19 protein-coding genes are annotated in these 20,280 nt (G+C 43.4%); 11 read left to right on the top strand and 8 right to left on the bottom strand.

Annotated features, from left to right (window positions below):
* Positions 1 to 122: 122 nt before the first annotated feature.
* Entirely contained in the window at positions 123 to 1,526 is a 1,404-nt protein-coding gene (locus HY064_00605; protein ID MBI3509134.1) for a phosphoglucomutase/phosphomannomutase family protein, read from the bottom strand.
* Between the two features lie 142 nt (positions 1,527 to 1,668).
* Here HY064_00605 and HY064_00600 point away from each other — a divergent pair, with 142 nt between their 5' ends.
* The 7 genes from HY064_00600 (at position 1,669) to HY064_00570 (ending at position 10,520) form a co-directional block, all read left to right on the top strand.
* Positions 1,669 to 2,499, top strand: coding sequence for an SDR family NAD(P)-dependent oxidoreductase (locus tag HY064_00600; GenBank protein MBI3509133.1), 831 nt, complete (start codon positions 1,669 to 1,671; stop codon positions 2,497 to 2,499).
* 14 nt (positions 2,500 to 2,513) lie between these two features.
* The gene (locus tag HY064_00595; protein MBI3509132.1) at positions 2,514 to 4,076 is read left to right on the top strand and encodes a CotH kinase family protein; all 1,563 of its coding nucleotides are present in this window, start codon (positions 2,514 to 2,516) and stop codon (positions 4,074 to 4,076) included.
* A gap of 242 nt (positions 4,077 to 4,318) precedes the next feature.
* Positions 4,319 to 5,026 carry a TIGR00730 family Rossman fold protein gene (locus HY064_00590; protein MBI3509131.1) on the top strand — a complete coding sequence of 236 codons (708 nt, stop codon included), beginning with the start codon at positions 4,319 to 4,321 and terminating at the stop codon, positions 5,024 to 5,026.
* Positions 5,027 to 5,277: 251 nt separating this feature from the next.
* The gene (locus HY064_00585) at positions 5,278 to 6,552 is read left to right on the top strand and encodes an outer membrane beta-barrel protein (GenBank protein ID MBI3509130.1); all 1,275 of its coding nucleotides are present in this window, start codon (positions 5,278 to 5,280) and stop codon (positions 6,550 to 6,552) included.
* 21 nt (positions 6,553 to 6,573) lie between these two features.
* Entirely contained in the window at positions 6,574 to 7,755 is a 1,182-nt protein-coding gene (locus HY064_00580) for a hypothetical protein (protein ID MBI3509129.1), read from the top strand.
* A gap of 31 nt (positions 7,756 to 7,786) precedes the next feature.
* Complete coding sequence (locus HY064_00575; protein MBI3509128.1) at positions 7,787 to 10,045, top strand: hypothetical protein; 2,259 nt, start codon at positions 7,787 to 7,789, stop codon at positions 10,043 to 10,045.
* Between the two features lie 61 nt (positions 10,046 to 10,106).
* On the top strand, positions 10,107 to 10,520 hold the full coding sequence (locus tag HY064_00570) for a hypothetical protein (protein MBI3509127.1): 414 nt from the start codon (positions 10,107 to 10,109) through the stop codon (positions 10,518 to 10,520).
* Here the strand turns inward: HY064_00570 and HY064_00565 are convergent.
* The 3 genes from HY064_00565 to HY064_00555 all read right to left on the bottom strand — a co-directional run bounded on the left by HY064_00565 (position 10,517) and on the right by HY064_00555 (position 14,105).
* Complete coding sequence (locus tag HY064_00565; protein ID MBI3509126.1) at positions 10,517 to 11,842, bottom strand: saccharopine dehydrogenase NADP-binding domain-containing protein; 1,326 nt, start codon at positions 11,840 to 11,842, stop codon at positions 10,517 to 10,519. The two genes, HY064_00570 and HY064_00565, sit on opposite strands and share 4 nt — an antisense overlap.
* 94 nt (positions 11,843 to 11,936) lie before the next feature.
* Positions 11,937 to 12,332 (bottom strand): hypothetical protein, encoded by a 396-nt coding sequence (locus HY064_00560; protein ID MBI3509125.1) that lies wholly within the window; start codon positions 12,330 to 12,332, stop codon positions 11,937 to 11,939.
* A gap of 312 nt (positions 12,333 to 12,644) precedes the next feature.
* Positions 12,645 to 14,105 carry a hypothetical protein gene (locus HY064_00555; protein MBI3509124.1) on the bottom strand — a complete coding sequence of 487 codons (1,461 nt, stop codon included), beginning with the start codon at positions 14,103 to 14,105 and terminating at the stop codon, positions 12,645 to 12,647.
* Positions 14,106 to 14,431: 326 nt separating this feature from the next.
* On the opposite strand from HY064_00555, the gene HY064_00550 reads away from it, so the two are divergent.
* Positions 14,432 to 15,484 carry a DUF4476 domain-containing protein gene (locus HY064_00550; GenBank protein ID MBI3509123.1) on the top strand — a complete coding sequence of 351 codons (1,053 nt, stop codon included), beginning with the start codon at positions 14,432 to 14,434 and terminating at the stop codon, positions 15,482 to 15,484.
* A 114-nt stretch (positions 15,485 to 15,598) separates the two neighbouring features.
* Here the strand turns inward: HY064_00550 and HY064_00545 are convergent, their stop codons facing one another.
* From HY064_00545 to HY064_00535, 3 genes are all read right to left on the bottom strand, one after another.
* Complete coding sequence (locus HY064_00545) at positions 15,599 to 16,132, bottom strand: periplasmic heavy metal sensor (GenBank protein ID MBI3509122.1); 534 nt, start codon at positions 16,130 to 16,132, stop codon at positions 15,599 to 15,601.
* 61 nt (positions 16,133 to 16,193) lie between these two features.
* Positions 16,194 to 16,517 carry a hypothetical protein gene (locus HY064_00540; GenBank protein MBI3509121.1) on the bottom strand — a complete coding sequence of 108 codons (324 nt, stop codon included), beginning with the start codon at positions 16,515 to 16,517 and terminating at the stop codon, positions 16,194 to 16,196.
* 57 nt (positions 16,518 to 16,574) lie between these two features.
* A complete protein-coding gene (locus HY064_00535) occupies positions 16,575 to 17,141 on the bottom strand; it encodes an RNA polymerase sigma factor (GenBank protein MBI3509120.1) in 567 nt (188 codons plus the stop codon).
* Positions 17,142 to 17,499: 358 nt separating this feature from the next.
* On the opposite strand from HY064_00535, the gene HY064_00530 reads away from it, so the two are divergent.
* The 3 genes from HY064_00530 to HY064_00520 all read left to right on the top strand — a co-directional run bounded on the left by HY064_00530 (position 17,500) and on the right by HY064_00520 (position 20,135).
* Complete coding sequence (locus HY064_00530; GenBank protein MBI3509119.1) at positions 17,500 to 17,925, top strand: DUF423 domain-containing protein; 426 nt, start codon at positions 17,500 to 17,502, stop codon at positions 17,923 to 17,925.
* A 56-nt stretch (positions 17,926 to 17,981) separates the two neighbouring features.
* The gene (locus HY064_00525; GenBank protein MBI3509118.1) at positions 17,982 to 19,472 is read left to right on the top strand and encodes a carboxypeptidase M32; all 1,491 of its coding nucleotides are present in this window, start codon (positions 17,982 to 17,984) and stop codon (positions 19,470 to 19,472) included.
* A gap of 63 nt (positions 19,473 to 19,535) precedes the next feature.
* Entirely contained in the window at positions 19,536 to 20,135 is a 600-nt protein-coding gene (locus HY064_00520) for an N-acetyltransferase (GenBank protein ID MBI3509117.1), read from the top strand.
* Between the two features lie 16 nt (positions 20,136 to 20,151).
* Here HY064_00520 and HY064_00515 read toward each other — a convergent pair.
* A partial coding sequence (locus tag HY064_00515; GenBank protein MBI3509116.1) for a transposase occupies positions 20,152 to 20,280 on the bottom strand: 129 nt, incomplete at its 5' end.

Below are 20,280 nucleotides of genomic sequence, written 5' to 3'. Positions count from 1 at the left end.
GGCAGCATTCAGCGGCAACGCCAGTTGGTATTAATCATTATGACTGTAGCGATTCATTAAATAGTTTTCTGCGCGTTTATTCTGCACCGCCTGAGAACATAGGGCCGGACAGGCATAACAACTCACCCCAGCAAAACTTTCTTCGTCGCTTCCAGTATTGCAACAGCTTCCTCGTGCGTAGCCGCCTCTGCGTATGTGCGCAACACGGGCTCAGTCCCGCTCGCGCGTATCATCACCCACGATTCGTGATTGAGAAAAAATTTCCATCCGTCGAGATCTTCCACGCGATCCACTTTATATTTTCCAAAGGAAGAATATTTTCCGGCTTTGCAGTCGGCAATCACTTTTTGCTTCACACGTTCATCAAGATGAAGATCCACTCGCTCGAATGAGAATGGGCCGGTAATCGCATAAACTTCTTCAATCAGCTGTTTCAGATTTTTCCCGCTCTTCGCCATGAATTCCCAGATCACGAGTCCCATCCATATTCCATCACGCTCGGGAATGTGGCCTTTGATCGCAATGCCTCCGGATTCTTCTCCTCCCAGCAATACATCTTCCTTCACCATAATTCCGCAAATGTATTTGAAACCGATCTTCACTGTTTCCAGTTCAAGGCCGTAATGTTTGCACATATTTTTAATTTTCACTGTCGTGGAAAATGCAGTGCACACTTTTCCTTTCATGCCTTTGTATTTCACCAGATAATGAATGAGCAGGAGAATGATGTGATGCGAGTCCACAAAATTTCCGTCGCTGTCGAATAAGCCGATACGGTCAGCATCTCCATCGGTCGCTAAACCACAATCTATTTTTTTTGAAGTTCGGATGAGATCGGAAAATTCTTTCAGGTTCCTGAGAATGGGCTCAGGCGCTTGCCCGTTAAAAGATGGGTTGTAATCGCAATGAAGCATGGTTGTGTTAGGAAACAACCTTTTGATCACGTTCTGCCCGGCGCCATACATCGCATCATAACCAAAACGAATTCCTGAATTGCGGATCGCATCGAGATCGAAATTTTTTTTCACATGAACAATGTAATCTTCCTCGAGCTTTACCCACTGCAGTTGATCGGTTGGCAAGTTGCTTAATTGAACAGAATTAAGATCGACCGAACATTTTTCAGGGATCATGGGTTCTATCACAGCAATGTCTTCCGGCGAAAGTGGCCCGCCATAACCGGCTTTCAGTTTGTATCCGTTATACGAAGGCGGATTATGCGAAGCGGTAATGATGACGCCGATCGAAGTGTTGTAATTTTTTGCACCGAGTGAGATCATGGGCGTGCTCACAAAATCCTTTGCGAGAAAAACTTTCACGCCGTGATGAATAAAAACTTTTGCGGTAGTTTCTGCGAAAAGTTCGCCACCGAAACGGCAGTCATGCCCAACAACCACTGAAGGATCCTTGAAATTTTTTTTCATCCACAGCGCTGTTCCTTCTGTTAGCCGCGCAACATTTTCAACCGTGAATTCCTGTGCAATGATGGCGCGCCATCCGTCGGTTCCGAATCTGATCGTGTACATAGTGAGAAATTGGATGGCAAAGATAGGATTTTGGAAGGAGAGGACTTTATGAATTATCTGCAAAATCTATAAGCCCATCATTGGATTTTACCGGGGAAAATTGTCAGAATGCACTAACTTTCTCAACCTATTTACACCTTTCATGAAAAAAACAATTGTCGTTACCGGCGCAACAGGTTCTCTTGGAAAAGCGACTGCGCTCGAACTTGCAAAAAATAATTGCCGCATTATTCTTCTTGCAAGAAACGCGGATAAACTTTTAAAGATCAAAAATGAAATTATCAGCGCAACGAAAAACAACGATGTAGAATATTTCGTTGCCGACCTGAGTGAACCTTCTTCGATCCGAAAAGCTGTTGCCGAAATAAAAAGCAAACATTCTTCATTGAATGGTTTGATCAATACCGCTGCCATTTTCATTAAGCAACGAAAGCAAAATTCACTCGGACATGAATACATGTTCGCGACAAATCACCTCGGCACTTTTCTACTCACGAATGAATTGCTTGATCTTTTGAAAGCCGGAAAACCTTCGCGCGTTCTCACCGTGTCCGCTCCTTCGACGACGAAGGTGAATTTCGATGACATTCACGGAAAACAAAAATGGAATCCCGGTTTCATGGGCACTTTCGGCGCAACAAAAATGATGAATTTACTTTTCACATACGCCCTCGCGCGGAGAATCGAAGGCAGTGGAGTTACCGCGAGTGTTTATCATCCCGGTTTGATGAAATCGGAATTGACCCGCGAAATGTCGGCGTTCGCTAATTTTATTTTCGGGATGATGTCTTCGCCGCCCGAAAAAGCGGCAAAGATGTTATGTACAATGACCATCGGCGGCAACTACAATAATTCGAACGGAATATTCCTGAAATTCAATGGCAAACAAATCAAATCGAACGCTTACTCCTATGACAGGGACAACCAGGAAAAATTGTGGAAGATGAGTGAAGAAATTACGTATTCCGATTAATTATAACCACCAGGATGAAAATCAAATTTCGGTTTTTATTTTTTTTCATTACAATTATTTCCCGTTTTCTCCTTGCGCAGAATCCGGGTGATACGCTTTTCAATTCTTCTCACATTCACGATATTAATATCACTTTTTCTCAACCTTCTTTCTGGGATTCCCTGATGCTTTATAAAGAACATGCCGATTCTTTCAATATCAGTACAAAAAATATGATGGGAAATTTTATCATTGACGGAACGCCCATTGATTCTGTGGGAATAAAGCTGAAGGGAAATTCAAGTTTCGGTTATCCCGGCCGGAAAAAATCTATTAAAATAACTTTCAATAATTACGTGATTGGAAAAAAACTGGAAGGGTTGACGGTGATCGATCTCAACAACAACACGCTTGATCCAACCATGATGCGGGAAAAACTCCTGCTTGATTTCATGAATCGTAAAGGATTGCCTGCGCCGCGTTGCACTTACGCACGCGTATCGTACAACGGGCAATACGTGGGACTTTACAAAATCATAGAACAAGTGGACAAAGAATTCATACAAACCCATTATAACACCTGGGGAGGAAATCTTTTTAAAGGTGATCCGGGCGGAACACTCACCTGGATGGGAAGCGTGCCGTCAACTTACTATCCTTATTACGAGTTGCATTCCAACACAACCATCAATGACTGGAGCGACCTTGTGAATCTCATCGACAAGATCAACAATACTCCAACTGCAGAATTCTATGACTCGCTCGAAAATTATCTTGACACTGATCCGCTGATAGAACAATGGGCCGCAAGAAATCTTTTTGTAGATCTGGATGCGTACTTCAATGCCGCTCACAATTATTACCTGTACGACGACACGCTCACCGGTAAATTCGAATGGTGTACCTGGGATGTAAGTGTAGCTTTCGGATTTTACCCATTCTGGTCGGAAGATTCAACTGAGAATGTGAGCATTCTTCGCGCTATGAATACACTTGCAATAAAAATGATCGCCGATTCTAATTATAAAACAACTTACCTGAACACGATCTGCGATTATCTTGATGAGTTGGACACAACCAGTAAAACATATTCAGAGATCGATAGTCTTGCAGCTATTATCTATCCTGATTTTGCTGCCGAACCCGATTCGAACCAGATGTTTCCCGAACAGGCATTCTACGCAACGATCGATACGATGACCATTCACACACCGATCGGAGATATTCCAGCGCTTAAAAAATTCATGGCGAACAGGCGCGCGCACGTGATAGCAGAACTCGATTCAATTGGCTGGATCTGTTCTTCAACGCCGGTAACTCCACCTGGTAATTTCCAGTTTGATTTCAGCGTTTATCCCAATCCGTTCGGAAATTCGCTCACCATTCATTATGAAATTCCAGGTGATGAACAGGTTTCAATAGAATTGTTTGATGCGATCGGGAAACGCGTTGCCGTAATTTTATCTGATGATAATTTTCAGTCGGCTGGCGATCACACTTTCACCACTGATCTGAGCACGCTTGATGCGGGAATTTATTTGATCCGTTTCAAAAGCGGCGAATATTCCAAAGTCATAAAACTCATTGAAGTAAAATGAAAGCAAAGAAGCAACGAATAAATTTCAGCATTCAACGGTTGCAGAAAATCATTATTCAAAATCATACGTTAAAATACGTTATAGAGGCCAAAGGTTACTTTTACACTGAAACATTCACCTTCTCTATTCGTTAAACAAGTGCAATCAATTCAATACATTTTCGCAAAGCCCTTATTTCCCCCGATCGTTTCCAAGAAAAGAAAATTTGAATTGAAATCTCTATTCACTTACTCCTGCTATTTATGACCAATGAAGATAAGATCCGCCGTGCCTTTGCAGAAAAAGACTGGAGTGAAATAAAAGCGGGCGACTCCTGGCAGATATTCAAGATCATGTCGGAGTTTGTAGAGGGATTTGAAAAAATGCAGAAGATCGGCCCGTGCGTTTCCCTTTTCGGATCGGCCCGCACGAAATCTCACAATAAATATTACCAGCTTGCTGAAGAAATAGCAATGAAACTAACGCTGGAAGGTTACGGTGTGATCACCGGTGGCGGACCGGGAATTATGGAAGCAGGAAATAAAGGAGCGAAAGCCGGAAAAGGAAAATCAGTAGGATTGAATATCCGGCTTCCTTTCGAGCAATCAGCGAATCTTTACGTAGATCACGACAAGAATATCAACTTCGATTATTTCTTCGTGCGAAAAACTATTTTCCTGAAATATTCCCAGGGATTCATTGCCATGCCCGGCGGATTCGGAACGCTTGATGAATTATTCGAAGCGCTCACGCTCGTGCAGACTTCGAAGATCGCGCATTACCCTGTTGTGCTCGTGGGCACAGAATACTGGAATGGATTGGTGAACTGGATACGCAGCACCATGCTTGCTAAAGAAAAAAATGTGAGCCCCGATGATCTTGAACTTTTCCATGTGGTGGATACTGCCGATGAAGCGGTGAAGATCATCAACGATTTTTATTCGAAGTATATGTTGAAGCCGAATTTCTGATTCCGGAGATTTCATTTTTCTCGCTTTCAACATTCGATTGTTAACAACCCCGCCTGTTCCCTCCTTCCTCTTTTCTTCACAGCGATTTTCGTTTTTCCCCAATGAGAAATGAGAATTGTGCACGCCCCATTAACAAATCACTGTTTAAAACTAAGCTCGCCGGTAAATTTTCGCAGGGTGGCATAAAATAGTTTTGCTCCGATCCGTATTGTGCTGCAATCAGTTTATTGCGGATCCGCAATTAGGAACCCATGATGCGAAAAAAATTTCCGCTGGTGATGATCGCTTTTCTCGCTAGTGTTTATTCATCGGCGCAATCCACTTCCACGGAATTGCCACTCATCAGTGGCGGCGCAGGCCTCACTCTTTTTTCCGGCGATGTTGGCCACTCGAATCACTCAGGCGGTTCTTTCCGTTCGGCTTACCGTTTTGGCGTTGAACAACGTTTCGGAAATTATTTCGGCGCAGAAATTTTTGCGAACTACGGAACGCTTTCAAAAAATGAAAGAAGCGTTACACTGAACAGAAATTTCGAATCACCGATACTCTTTGTAGGAGCGAATGGCGTTTTCTATTTCAATAACGATATGATCATGCCCCGGAATTCCATCTTCGCTCCTTTTATTACAGCAGGATTCGGATTCATGACTTTCGATCCGCATGGCGACCTTAAAGATGTGAATGGAAATAAATATTTCTACTGGTCAGATGGTTCTATTCACGATGTGGATCAGAATTCTCCCATCGCACAATTCTCTCCGATTCTACAGCGCGATTACAAGTATGAAACAAAACTTACCGATAGCACGAATAATTATGCACGACACACATTTGGAATTCCGATCGGGATCGGCGCACGATTCAATTTCGGAAATCATCTCGGTGTAGATGTCCGCGCAAATTATTTTCTCACGTTCACCGATTATATTGATAATGTAAAAGAAGGTGGCAATGATTCCTGGTGGTGGATGGGATGTTCGGTTTATTACAAACTCGGAAAAGTAGATAAAGAAAAAAATGAAGGAATAGATATCAAAGCAATGTTGAATGAAGATTACGACGGAGACGGAGTAGTTGATGGAAGTGATGAATGCCAGGGAACTCCTAAAGGAGTGAAAGTAGATCACAAAGGTTGCCCGCTTGATGATGACAACGATGGCGTTCCTGATTATCTCGACAAAGAACCCAATACAAAACACGGCGCTATTGTAGATGGAAACGGAGTGACGATCGATTACGATAAGATCGCAGAGCAGGCGCGAAAAGATTCACTCAACGAAGCACAGCGCGATTCATTCGCTGCGCATCCGTCACAGCAGACACTTTCGCAGGGAAACAATGAAGTTCATACTGACAAGACCGGCGCCGATTGTATTCCCGAAGAATTCCGTGCAGCTGATGTCAATAAAGATTGTGTGATCACCGCTGATGAGATCAATACGGTGATCGATAATTTCTTTGACGGGATCGGTGACTGGACAGCAGATCGCATTAACCGCCTTATCGATTATTTCTTTGATCAGTGATAATAACACAAAAAGAAAACTATGGTCAGATCGCTCATCATCATTGTCAATCTTTTCATCGCGCTATTCGTGAAATTGATCACGGGTACTGATCCTACCGCTGATGTAAAAGCCCCTTCTGATGTAAAAGCAGGAGAACCTTTCACTGTTGAGGTCACTATTCAGACCAATGGCGAAACCGGATTTCTCCGCTATGCAATGAATCTTCCTGAAGGATGGACCGCAGAAAAAGTGGAAACCGATGGTTCTTCATTCATGTTTGAAAAACAAATTGTGAAATTTCTCTGGTCGCGCGTGGGCGATACTCCTGAATTGAAAATTTCTTACAAAGTCACTCCACCCGCAACAGCTTCCGGCACCTTCGAACTTTCCAGCAAAATTTCTCACACTGTAGATAATCTTCCCAGCAATATTCAACTGACACCATTAAAAGTGAATGTGACCGGTGAAAGTGGAACCCAGGTTGTGGATTCGCATACTGATTCAACAGCGAAACCTGCAGCAGATGTTCATGCTGACCGCACTGTTCCTGCCGATGAAGTTTCCGGTTCATTCGAAGTGAGTATTTCCATTGGCAAAGATGATCTTTCCAGCTTTGGAAAATTCGAAGATTCATTGCCCGCTGGTTTTTCTGCACAGGTAATCGACGCCGATGGATCTGATTTTAAATTTGAAAATAACAAAGCGAAATTTTCCTGGTGGGCATTGCCGCAAAAAAATTCATTGAACATAAAATATAAAGTCATTGTTTCTCCCGATGTGAGCGGGCCGCAAACTATAACCGGCTTTTTCTCCTATGTGGAAAATGGCACAGGTAAAGTAGTGCAAACCTCCGCATCGATTGTGAAAGTGAAAGAGACGCAAGTTGTTGTTGACAACCAACAGCAACAGCAACAGCAACAGCAGGCGAAGACAGGCGCCGGTGTAAAATATAGTGTTCAGATTGCAGCAATGAGTCGGCGTGTACCGATCTCTTACTACAAAAGCACTTACAGCATTTCAGAAAATATAAATATGGAACAGCATAACGGCCTCAATAAATATACGGTTGGTTCATTCACAGTTTATGGAGATGCAAGGAATCACCGTGAGGAAGTGAAGGCAAAAGGAGTGGTTGGCCCGTTTGTTACTGCCTACAATTCCGGTACCCGCATTACCGTACAGGAGGCGCTCATGATCACGAGCCAGAAATGGGTGCAGTGAGCATTCGTTCATTCTTGCTATTTTTGTATTAATGACCCATTTGAAGCTGACAGGCCTGATCCTTATCGGGCTGCTGACACCCCATCTGCAGATCAGCGCGCAAGAATCCTCGTTGACTCTTTCGCATGCTACCGGAGCAAAAACGGAGCAGAAACCGCTTGTCTTTAATCCTACGATCGGTGTGGGTACGGGCCTCATGTCTTACTATGGCGATCTGTATTCAAAACATCTTGTGAGTCCCTCTGTAAGCCGCGTAGGTTACCAGGTTATTATTCAGCAGGCGATCACTCCATGTTTGCGATTCGGATTCTATTCTATTTTTGGAAAACTCGGTGCGAATGAACATCTCATTTATCGTAACCTGAATTTTGAATCACAGATAAGAATGGGTGGCGTTGAACTCGAATATGATTTCAGCAATTTCATTGATGGAGGAAAGCATTCTGTTTTTCCTTATGTAACATTCGGTTTCGAATCCTTTGAATTTCTTACCAAGACTGATCTCAAGGATAAGAATGGAAATTTTTATAATTACTGGAGTGACGGATCCATTCGCAGTCTTCCGGAAAATGATCCGAATGCAGCGCTGGCAACTTTTCTCACGCGCGATTTCACTTACGAAACGGATGTGCGCGAATTGAATCTCGATGGTTTCGGAAAATATTCTGAGCGTTCGTGGTCTATTCCTGTCGGTATCGGATTTAAAATGAAACTTACTGATCAGCTTGATGCAAGAATAGGAACGTCAGTTCATTTTACAATGACCGATTATATTGATGGAGTTACAGATAAAAGTTTAGGTAATCGCGCCGGAACTGCGAAGAATGATAATTTTCTTTTTACGGCTTTATCTATCCGCTACAACATCAACAGTAAACAGGATATTGATACCTCGGGTGAAAATGAAAATAACAATGAGATTCTCGTATTCAATGATGAAGATTATGATGGCGATGGCGTACCCGATCTCATAGATTCATGCGGCCTGACTCCACACGGTGTTCCGGTTGATAAACTCGGTTGTCCGCTTGATGATGATGCCGATCACACCGCTGACTATATGGATAAAGAACTCGGTTCTTCCCGCGGATCTTTCACCGATGAGCAGGGAGTTACTCTCACAGATTCTATGATTCAGCATCGCTGGGATCTTTACAACGATTCAACCGGTGAACTTTTTGCAACGCATGTGATTCTTCACAGCGGGCAGGATCTCACTGGTACAGGTGGCGCCGGAAGAAAAATGTACATGGTTTCACTCGGAACTTACAGTAAAGGAATTTCCACAACCTTCATGACCAAATTGCTGAGTGAATCTGATGTGAGCGGTGTTTTTCTCCCCGACTCTTCTACAATTTATGTAGCAGGAAATTTTCCTGATGTTCTTTCTGCTGAGAAAAGAAGAAAACAACTCGAAGCGCAGGGATTCAAAGATCCGGTGATCGTTTACAAAAATGCAGATGGAAAATTCATTGAAGTGAAAGATATTTTTGTGAATGGTGCAACGGGCTCAACGGGAGCAACAGGAATTGTTGGCGCAACGGGAGCAACAGGAATTGTTGGCGCTACAGGAAGTACGGGAACACATGGTGCAACAGGAAGCACAGGCACACATGGTGCAACAGGAAGTACGGGAACACACGGCGCTACAGGAAGCACCGGTTCAACCGGAGAAATTTCCGGCGATCCCGGAGTTCCCGGATGTGATACCTGCATTGTATTCCGTGTTCAGCTGGGAGCATTCAGCCATCCTATATCACGAAGTACGTTTGCTGATGTGCCAAACCTTTCTGTTTTCAAAACGGAAGACGGATTGTACAAATACATGAGTGGATCTTATTCAACCTTCCAGGATGCAGCGAATGCAAAAGCGCAATTGAATGTGAAAGGATACAACGGTGCATTCATCACGGCTTATCAGGGAGGAAAACGAATTCCGCTGGAGAAAGCCGGCGCCATTTATGTAAAACACGAAAAAGAAAATCTTTCAGACAGCACGCAGCAGAGTGCCAACGTGAAAAATCTTATAGAATTCCGCGTGCAGCTCGGCGTTTTCAAAAACACACCGCCATCTGATTTCACTTCTAAACTCAGCAATGTGAAAGATGTGAAGACCGATGTTACGGCAGCCGGATTGAATCGTTACACAGTTGGAAGCACGAATGATTATCAGAAAATAGTTGCAATGAAAGACCAACTGAAATCGATGGGATTCGATGATGCATTTGTTATCGCTTACTTCAAAGGACAACAGGTCACAGTTCCGGAAGCGCTGGAACTGATGAAATAATTTTTGGTCGCCTATTTTTCTCTGGCACTGATTTTGGAATTACTTCTTCAAAACTATTATCATGAAACGGCTCTTCACCATCTTCGCAATTTTTCTCACTGCATTTGCTTTTGCACAAACGCAGGAAACAAAAAAAGGAAAATCGAAATCGAAAAAATCAAACGCGGAACAGAAAGAAAGTCCTGCGCCGGGAAGTTCTAATTCAAGCGGGGGGATCACGATCGATGAAGGCGGACAAAGCCGTCCTACTTATCAAAATGATCAGAAAACCACGGACAGCGCAGCCGTAAATCCGAAAAATGCATCCGGTGGCGGTAGCGGCGCTGGTTCAATTACCATTGACGAACCGGGACAGCAACAGCCGGATAAAAGCAAAAGTGGTTCTGCAAACAGTGCGCCTAAAGCCGACAGCGCTTCAACAGTTCCGACCGAAGAATTAGGCCGGCCGAAAAGATTCCGCCGATCAGGAAATTAATTTTTCTTTTCGCTGAATTTTATTCCGAAAGATTTCAATTCTTCCAGCACGGGCGCGTAGATGTCAGCGTGTACAGGAACGCACACGCCTGTACGTGCGATCTTCCCGGTGAGAATAAGTTTCACCGCGATCGCCGCAGGAAGCCCGACAGTTTTCGCCATTGCGGTATGAATTTCATCTTCTCCTTTAACGACAAGAGATGAAGTGAGATGATGCTCTTTTCCCTTGAGCGAATATTCAAAACGATGTTGCATCACGATCATGTCCTTATCGCCGTGTTGCAATTTCCATTTTTTCTCGAGCAATGCCTGGAGCACCTGCGCAGGTGATGCATTTTTCAAAATGAATTCATCATTCGAAAATATTCCGGTCCACTCCACTTTCTTCATTGCTTCATCATTTTCTTTCAGCCCGGCGAGAAGAGCCATTCTTTTTTTCAGCGAACCTTTTCCTTCCGGTAAAAACGATTCGCAGAATTGTGCATACGTAATGTTTTCTGAATCGCTGACCTTGTAACTGTCATCTGTGAATCCGGCCTGCACAAAAATATTCCATGCTTTGCAATATCCTTCTGCACGCAAAGTGCCACGCAGCATTGTTGGAATATTTTCCAGCCCGTAAACGCTGCGATAACTGAGTGAATCGCGGTTGGCATAAGCGTCGAATTTTCCGTAGCCATCCACTTCAATTGTTTTTGCTTCTGCAAACAATCGATAATAGGGAAGGTATTTGTATTTGCCATTCTCAATGAATTGTGCCGTGCTTTGTCCTGCAAGAATTACATTCCTCGGATTCCAGGAAAATTTATATCCCCATGGATTATCGTTCGATTCCGGCGCTACAAGTCCGCCCGTATAAGAATAGAATGCATTCATTTCTCCGCCGGAATTTTTTATCCGCGAAATAATCTCCATCGCCGACATGTGATCGATCCCCGGATCGAGGCCGATCTCGTTGAGAAGAATTATTTTTTTCTTTTTCGCTTCTTTATCGAACGATCTCATTTCTTCGGAAACGTATGACGCAGTGACAAGGCTTTTTCCAAGACGCACACAATCTTTTGCAACAGCGCCATGCATGGAAGCCGGAAGCATGGAAACAACAATATCGGATCCTGAAATTTCTTTTTCACGTTGCTTTTCATCGTGAATGTCAAGACGAAAACCATGACCGTTTTTAAAACTTTTCACTTTCGCAAATGCAGCTTGTTCATCGGCATCCCCCACTCTGATCTTCCAATTTATTTTTTTTCCTTCGGTCAGCAGGTAATGAATGAGTGAAGAAGAAGACCGGCCGGCACCGATGATGAGAATTGTTTTCATGCGGACACGAATTTAGGAAACATTCACAGCGGGAAATAAAAAAACCCGCATCTGATTGTGCGGGTCTCTTTCGGGGTTATGGGTTTTTCCTGGGTCAGTATTTTCCTTCAGCAATTGCAATTGCACCCGGCGCATCAGCCGTTCCGGATTTGAAAAGCGCTCCGTTCACCCAGATCTCCACTTCTACTTCATCGCCGGAAGGAATTGAATTGTGAGCTTTCACAGAAAGATTTGTTCCCGGTGCCGTGTTGAACGTGATAGAATTCTGAGTTCTGTCGTAGTTATAAGTTTTTTCAGTCATCGCCCCGTTTTCCATTACAGAATAAGTTGCAGTGAAATGACCGGAAACTGATGATACGCGGTATTCAACAGAAACCGTGGAAGTTGTTGCTGTAGTACCGGTAGTTGCCGGAGTTGGAAGTTCTTCTTTTTCGCACGATGCGAGAAAAAATGAGAAAGAAATAAAGAGAACTGCTGCGAGATTTTTCATTTTTTTGTTTTGTTTGCCGGTTTATCACCACCATTTAACAGGGTGAATTCGGGCGCAAAAGTACAAACCTCTTTCCTAAAAGTCAATACCCGTCGAAGAATATTTGAAGTTCGTCGACAGAACAGGATTGTTTATGAATGATAAATTTTTGAAAATCAAGCTATTAAATAAAAATCTCTGTTCATAACTAATATCATTTGGAAATGAGAAATCGCAGAATCCGATGGAAATAGTGCCAGAATCAGCCATTCTCGAAAAAATACTGAACTCAGAAAAAACAATTTTCATTTTGTGGAATGGAATTATTCCTCCTCATTTCTCCACCAGCTTAACCAGGTTCATTGCGCGTTTCATGGAAATAACAAGATCAGATGAAACGGCATGATGCAGGGTCACTTCTGTTTTTTTCTTTAGCGCATCAATTTCCGCAGCCGTCGATCTGTCCGTCAATAGCAACAGTTCATTATAAATTTCCAATCCCATTGCGGAAAACATTTTCATCACAGCGGTTTGCTTCGCAATCTTAGAAGCTTCACGGAATTCTTTATTCAGAAAAAGAAAAACGGCCTGTGTCGTTAAAGCTTCGGTCAACTGCGGCGAATCATTTTTCTTCAATGAAGAAATATACTCACGCAGTTTTCCTTTGATGAAGTCCGGATCTTTGCACGTCAATGTCGGCCACGAATAAGTATAGATCATCGCCATGTCTGCAAATCCTTTCAATCTTTTTTCTTCCTGGTGTTGTTCTTTCTGGAATTCTATAAGTTCTTCTGCAGTTTTCAACGCATCACGGAATCTGCCGGTGGCAATTTCTATAGCGATCCTATTGGAGAAACTACTCTCGCTCCTGCGTATGCGCAGGTTAGGCGTGCGATCCTGAATGCTCCACGCTTCTTTGAAAAGACGATAACAGGCCGGCACATTTCCTTTCATGAAATAATGTGTGCCCTCCGCCATATTCAGATAAAACTGCAGAATGGTCGCAGCATTTGCCTCATAATATCCAGCCGGCATTCCGGGATGTTTTTCAAGAAGACGTTTGAGTGATGTGAAATGACGGGCTGTTGCTTTTGTACTGCCACCCGGAATTCCGGAAGTATTCGTGATCACCGTGAAATGATAGAACAAACGATAACGCGGAAAATTTTTTCTTCGAATGGCAATGCGACGCAGATGGGCAAGCGCTTCATGCACGTGCGTGTGCGATCGCGCTACCACGTGCGAATACAATTTACGAACGATGGCCTGCATCAATCGCAGATCGTGAAGAAGTTTACTCGCTTCAACCAATTCATCAGCGAGTTTCTGATTTTCTTTCAGCACGTTCATGGCGAGATTGCAATAGATAAGCTGGCTCACTGCTTCCGGGTAGATCTCGAAAATATTCCGTTCACGACATTCATTCACCAGTTCTCGGAGTTGCTGCTTCGCTAATTGAAAATGATTTTCACTGACCAATTGCCGGCATTCAAAAAGTTTTTTCTCAAGTGGAAGTAATTTTCCGGATGATCTTTTTTCGTCTGTGCCCTGGATTTCCATCCGGTCGAGCAAGAGTCTCCGTAATTTGAAATAACGATTCCTTCTCACTTCAAAACCTGTTTCATTTCCATACAATAAACCGATCACTTCGATCATATTGATCTTCTTATCTTTTTTCTGTTCAAGAATTCCGATCAGTTTCAGCGCCATGGGAGAATCTTTCAACTCGTGCCGCAATTCGGATCGCTGCTCCGTACCGAGCTCATTATACCTGTTCTGTAAGAGTTGATTCATGAAAATAATTTTTATTACGATTAAACTATCTATAATGTGAACTCACAACAGACGTGCCAAGATAAGATTTCTCATTATATGAAATACTCCTTAACCTGATTTATGATTCTAAAATAACATATTATGTACACTTTAAAATTGATTTCACAGCGCCCACAACTACATTTGTTGCATGATCATTCCTCAACAACCCCGAATCAAAAAAGAATTTTACAACCACACGGAACAAAACTCCGGCGTACCTTGTTTCCGGATTCCTGTGAACTCACAACAGGTCTGGCACAACAGTTGAAATTGTACCTCACGAAATCAAAAACAAAATCCTCATGAAAACTTTTCTCCAGATCTCTGCAATCGCAATATTGTTCTTCACAACATCCTTTGCTTCTGCACAACAATCGAACAACATTGTCGTCTTCTCGCAGGACGGTTACCGCTTCACACTCATCGTGAACGGACTCAAACAAAATGAAAAACCCGAAACCAATGTAAAGGTGGTCGGGCTCAACGCGCCGAATTACAAAGTACGCGTGATCTTCGAAGACACAAAAATGGCGCCCATCGATCAAAACGTTTATATGATGGACGGCGGTGAGAATGTGACGAACAAGGAATTCACCTACGCCATTGCTCAGGGAAAAAATGGTTTGAAACTGAAAGGGCAAAGTGTTGCCGACATCACCGGGACGTCAACAAGTTCGGCAACACAGGTTGTGTACCAATACAACCCTGCCGGATCAGTCATGATCGGCGGAACAAGCACCACCGTTTCCACCACCACTACCGGAACCACAACAACGAATGATCCGAATGCAGGAAATGTTTCTACCGGAACAACTGTTACCGATGGAACCGGAGCTACAACCACTACCACTACAACCACTACTTCTTCTGCCGACGGCGCAAATGTGGGCGTGAATGCAGGTGGTGTGGGTGTGAATATCAATATTACAGGAATGGGCCCGGCAACAGGTTCTTCAACGACCACCACTACCACCACTTCTTCCACCACCACGTCTTCCAATACAAATACTCAATCTACCGGAGCAACAACAGCAAGTAATACCGCGAATGTTTGTGCATTCCCCATGTCGGAAAGTGATTTCACCAACGCAAAAGCGTCCATTGATAAACAATCTTTCGAAGAAGGGAAATTAAAAGTGGCGAAACAAATTCTCAATTCCAATTGCATGAGTACGGCGCAGGTGAAAGAAATAATGGGCATGTTCTCCTTCGAAGACAACAAACTCGACTGGGCAAAATTTGCTTATGGAAAAACAACGGATCCGAATAATTATTACCAGTTAAATGATGGATTCAGTTTTTCTTCCTCTACCGATGCACTTGATGAATATATTAAACAGCATCCGCATCAGTAAGAAATAAAAATTGCCTGCCTACGGCCCGTCCAACCGGGTCATCCGGGCGGGCAGGCAAATCACAAACTCAAATCCCAATTGACTTTTGTTTTTTGGGTTTTGGGTTTTTATTTTTTAAAAGTTTCCCGGAGAGTGCGGATGCGGATGTCCTTCGGGTCCCATCATGTGAAGCGCGATCGTGATCACACTGTCGAATTTCAGTTTCTGCTGATCAGTGCAGATCATTCTTAAAGAGCGGAAGTGATTGAAATTATTTTTCTCGATCGCCGCCTGGTCTGCGCCGATCTCCATCGTCAGCGAATTTACCAATGAAGAATCGGAATTATTCTTTCCGAGTTCGTGAATCAGCGAATCGCGGTGATCATGAATCTTCCGCTGCAATTCTTCCATCAACTGACGATGCGCAAAGATCATGTCGTCGAATTTTTTCTGCTGATCGGAATTCAGATCCAGTTCATGCACGAGAAAATCGCGCGGGCCTGCGTGCGGGCCGCCGGGCATCTGCATATCAGGGCGCATAGGCGGGAAAGGCGGACGCATGGGCGGACCATGATGGCGCATCACGAGTATCACCAGCAATGCAGAATTCAGTACGAGCAACAGCAGAAGTGTTGCACCGGTGAATTTTTTATTTTCTAAAATATCCATTGGGTTGTATGTTTTACCTGCACGCCGCAGGCAGGCAATTTACAATCTTGAATCTTGAATTCTATTGGTACCACGATGAAGTGTTATCGAAATAATATTTTCCGAGCAATTTTGCATTCATCGTTTTATCAGTTGAGGAATTCGAAGTATTGCTTTTCGGAACTTCGCCCGGAGAATCCAGGTAATTGAAAGCAGCGAACGCATTCACTGCAAAAAGAATAACCGCCGCCGCCCAGAAAAATTTCATAGCTCTTCCCGATGAACGTTTTTCCAGTTCCAGTTTCTCGAGAAATTTTTTCTCAAGATGTAAAGGAACTTCCGCAGGAAAAATATTCTCCAGCGACTCCATCGTCATCCTTGCTTCTTTTTCGTGGTCCGTTTTCATTTTTTTATTTTTTTTGTTCGCTGTACGTCTTAGCGCCGGTTGAAGACAAACAATTGACTAACTTTTATAATATTCTTCCAGCGATCTTTTCAGGTTCTGTTTTGCGCGATGGATCAGCGATTCCACAGCAGGTAATTTCATTTTCATCACTTCACAGATCTCCTGGTAACTCAATCCATCCACTTTGTTCAGCGTAAAAGCTACACGCTGATTTTCGGGAAGAACAGAGATCGCGCCGAAAAGAATTTTTGCCCGCTCTTTGTTTTCCAGCGCAATTCCGGGATGAACAAATGAATTTGAAACAGGAATCTGCACATTCATTTCCCCGTCTATACTGATCACATTTCCCGAACGCTTCCCGCGTTTCTTTGAACGGATATGATCGAGACATTTATTCATCGCGATCCGGTAAAGCCAGGTCGAAATTTTCGAATCGCCCCTGAACTTTTTTACCGAACGGAATACTTCAATGAACACTTCCTGCGCCACATCCTCCGCATCCGTTTCATGCTGCAGCAAACCCAGGCATGTATTGTAAACCTGCCTGCCGTGCAATCGGAAAAGCGTAGAATAATATTCCTGCTTTCCCTCCCGCAGATGACGAAGTAATTCTGATTCTTCCAACCCTCAAATCTACTGTTTAAGAATAAGACGATGTGAAATGGAAATACTTTCGGTGGCGAAACAAATATTTCAGAAGAGAAAAGCGGCAGTTGAAAGGAATCCAAGAGATCGTCTTAGTATGAACACAAAGTTTTTCCAACAATCATTATTTTTTGGAGCGCACCGGTTGCTCTTCTTATTTTCTCTGCTCCGGCTACCGCCAATCCCGAACGTGTTCGGGAAGTGGCGGTAGCCGGGCTATGCGTCATCACTTCATCACTTTAAATTTTCTGCTGTGCCTCCCTTTGAACTTTGTTGCCGTTTTTACTTTAGGGCATCTCTGTTCTACTCCCTCACAACTCCTCCCTATATTTGCATGATGTCAAAAAAAATTATCCTCGCCGGAACCATTTTCGCCGCGCTTTCCGTGTGCCTCGGGGCATTTGCAGCACACGGATTGAAAAAATATATTTCCACCGGAGAAATGGATGCGCAGATGCTGGAAAATTTTCAGACCGCCGCACGTTACCAGATGTATCACGCACTCGCGCTCGTGCTCACGGGAATTCTTCAGAAACAATTTTCATTCGGAAAATTAGTTTCAGCAGCCGGAGGATTGTTCATCATTGGAATAATATTTTTCAGCGGATCACTTTATTTACTCAGCATGCGCAACGTGATCGGAATGAAAAGCTGGGAATGGCTCGGCCCCGTCACGCCCATTGGTGGAATTTGTTTCATCTCCGGCTGGGCCTTACTCGCTATTGCAATCGCACGCTGCAAAGAAATTAATTCCAATGCCTGAATTTATTTTCCCAATCTGCAAATCTTCGAATAGCAAATCTTCAAATTTTAACTCCGATGACTGATTACAACACTTATAAAAATTCGCTGCGAAGAATAGCAGATCTCGGTTACACTACCGCCGTTCTTGGCTGGGACCAGGAAACCTACATGCCCGAAGGAAGCGCAGCCACACGCGCGCAGCAACTGTCCACACTCGCGGGCATCGTGCACGAGATGGTGACGAGTGAAGAACTCGGAAAATTGCTGGAAGGGCTCAACGCCGGGAATGGCCTCGATGAAACACAAAGCGCCAATGTAAAACAAACACTGAAAGATTACCGGAAAGCAAAAAAATATACGCGCGAATTCGTGGAAGAAATGAGCCGTACTGTTTCAGAAAGTTTTTCGGCGTGGCAGATCGCAAAATCAAAAAGCGATTTTTCAGTCTTTGCACCGCAACTGAAAAAACTCATTGCATTGAAAAGAAAAGAATGCGAATTGCTCGGCTACAAAGAACATCCGTACGATGCCTTGCTCGATAATCATGAACCGGGCCTCACCACGAAAGACGTAGAAAAACTTTTTGAAGATGTACGGAAAGAATTAGTTCCGTTTGTAAAAAAGATCACGGAAAAAAAAATACACAGTAATGAAATTCTTCACAGGCATTTTCCGAAAGATCAGCAATGGGATTTCAGTATTCACCTGCTGAAACAAATGGGATTTGATTTCAATACCGGGCGCCAGGATCTTTCTGTTCATCCGTTCACCACCAGCTTCGGTTCGCTCGACGTGCGCGTGACCACGCGCGTAGATGAAAATAATATTGCCGATTGCATAACAGGAACCATTCACGAAGGCGGCCATGCACTTTACGAGCAGGGATTGCCAACTTCCGAATACGGTTTGCCTTCTGCAGAAGCAGTTTCACTCGGCATTCACGAATCGCAATCGCGCTTGTGGGAAAATAATGTGGGAAGAAGTTTGATTTTCTGGAAAGGGCAATTCCCGGAAATGAAAAACCATTTTCCGGAACAATTGAAAAATTCTAAAGCGGAAGACATCTTCGCTGCGATCAATGTCGTTCAGCCATCGCTCATCCGCATTAACGCCGACGAACTCACGTACCATTTTCATGTGATGATACGCTTCGAAGTGGAGAAAGCGCTTTTTGAAAATAAACTGCAGCCCGAAGAAATTCCCGCTTACTGGAATGCACGCTACAAAGATTATCTCGGCATCGATGTGCCTGATGATGCGCACGGATGTTTGCAGGATGTGCATTGGTCGCATGGAAGTTTCGGCTATTTCCCCACCTATTCGCTCGGAAGTTTTTATGCCGCACAGTTTTTTGCACATGCGAAAAAAAATATTCCTTCGCTTGAAAAAGAAATCGAATCCGGAAATTTTTCTTCGCTACTGAAATGGTTGAGGGAAAATATTCACCAGTACGGAAAACGGTATCGCGCCGGCGAGTTATGCACGCGCGTCACGGGCGAACCGCTTAATTTTTCATACTTCATGAATTATGCAAAAGAAAAATATGGAAGTTTGTATGGGATTTAAAAGCTGACGCAACAGTACTCCGTCTTTCTTTCCCGCAGGAACCGAGCCATCATTATAAAAATCATGTACTCCATCCGCCCAATAGAATTATCAGACACAGCTTCTGCACTGGAAGTTTACAAACCCTATGTAATCAACACAGGAATAACTTTCGAGTACGAAGTTCCTTCTGTCAGGGAATTTTCCGAAAGAATCAAAATGAACGCTGCCGATTATCCCTGGCTCGTTTGCACTAAGAATGAAAAAATAACCGGTTATGCTTATGCCAGTAAATTCCGCCCGAAAGCTGCTTACCATTGGTCGCCGGAAGTGACTATTTATTTAGCAGCAGAAGCGCAGGGAAAAGGAATAGGAAAAATTCTGTACGAAACTCTTTTTGATGTTTTACGTTTGCAGGGATTTGTAAATGCATTTGCGGGGATCGCACTGCCCAATGAAAAAAGTGAAAAGCTGCACACTTCGCTTGGCTTCACAGCGATCGGCCTTTACAAAAACATCGGGTTCAAATTAAATCAATGGCATACCACGCGCTGGTTTCAATTGCAGTTGGCGGATTACCCAACACCACCATTGAAACTAAAAACAATACAAGAAATAAAAAACTCAGAGAAATTGAAAAAGATTTTGGATATTTCCAATGGAAAATTGAAAAATATTTCATGAACACTTTAGAGACTGTTTAAAATTTATTCAATAATAATTTTATGGAAGCAAGGTAAATCATCGCTTGACTTGTTTCCAAGAGATATTCAAAATCCTTACTGAGTCTTCTGAAGTTTTCAAGCCATGCGAATGTTCTTTCGACAAG

The sequence above is a fragment of the Bacteroidota bacterium genome (assembly GCA_016194975.1).
Lineage (GTDB): Bacteria > Bacteroidota > Bacteroidia > Palsa-965 > Palsa-965.
Note: the sequence above shows the minus strand (reverse complement) of the source record. Positions and strands in the feature narration are given on the sequence as shown.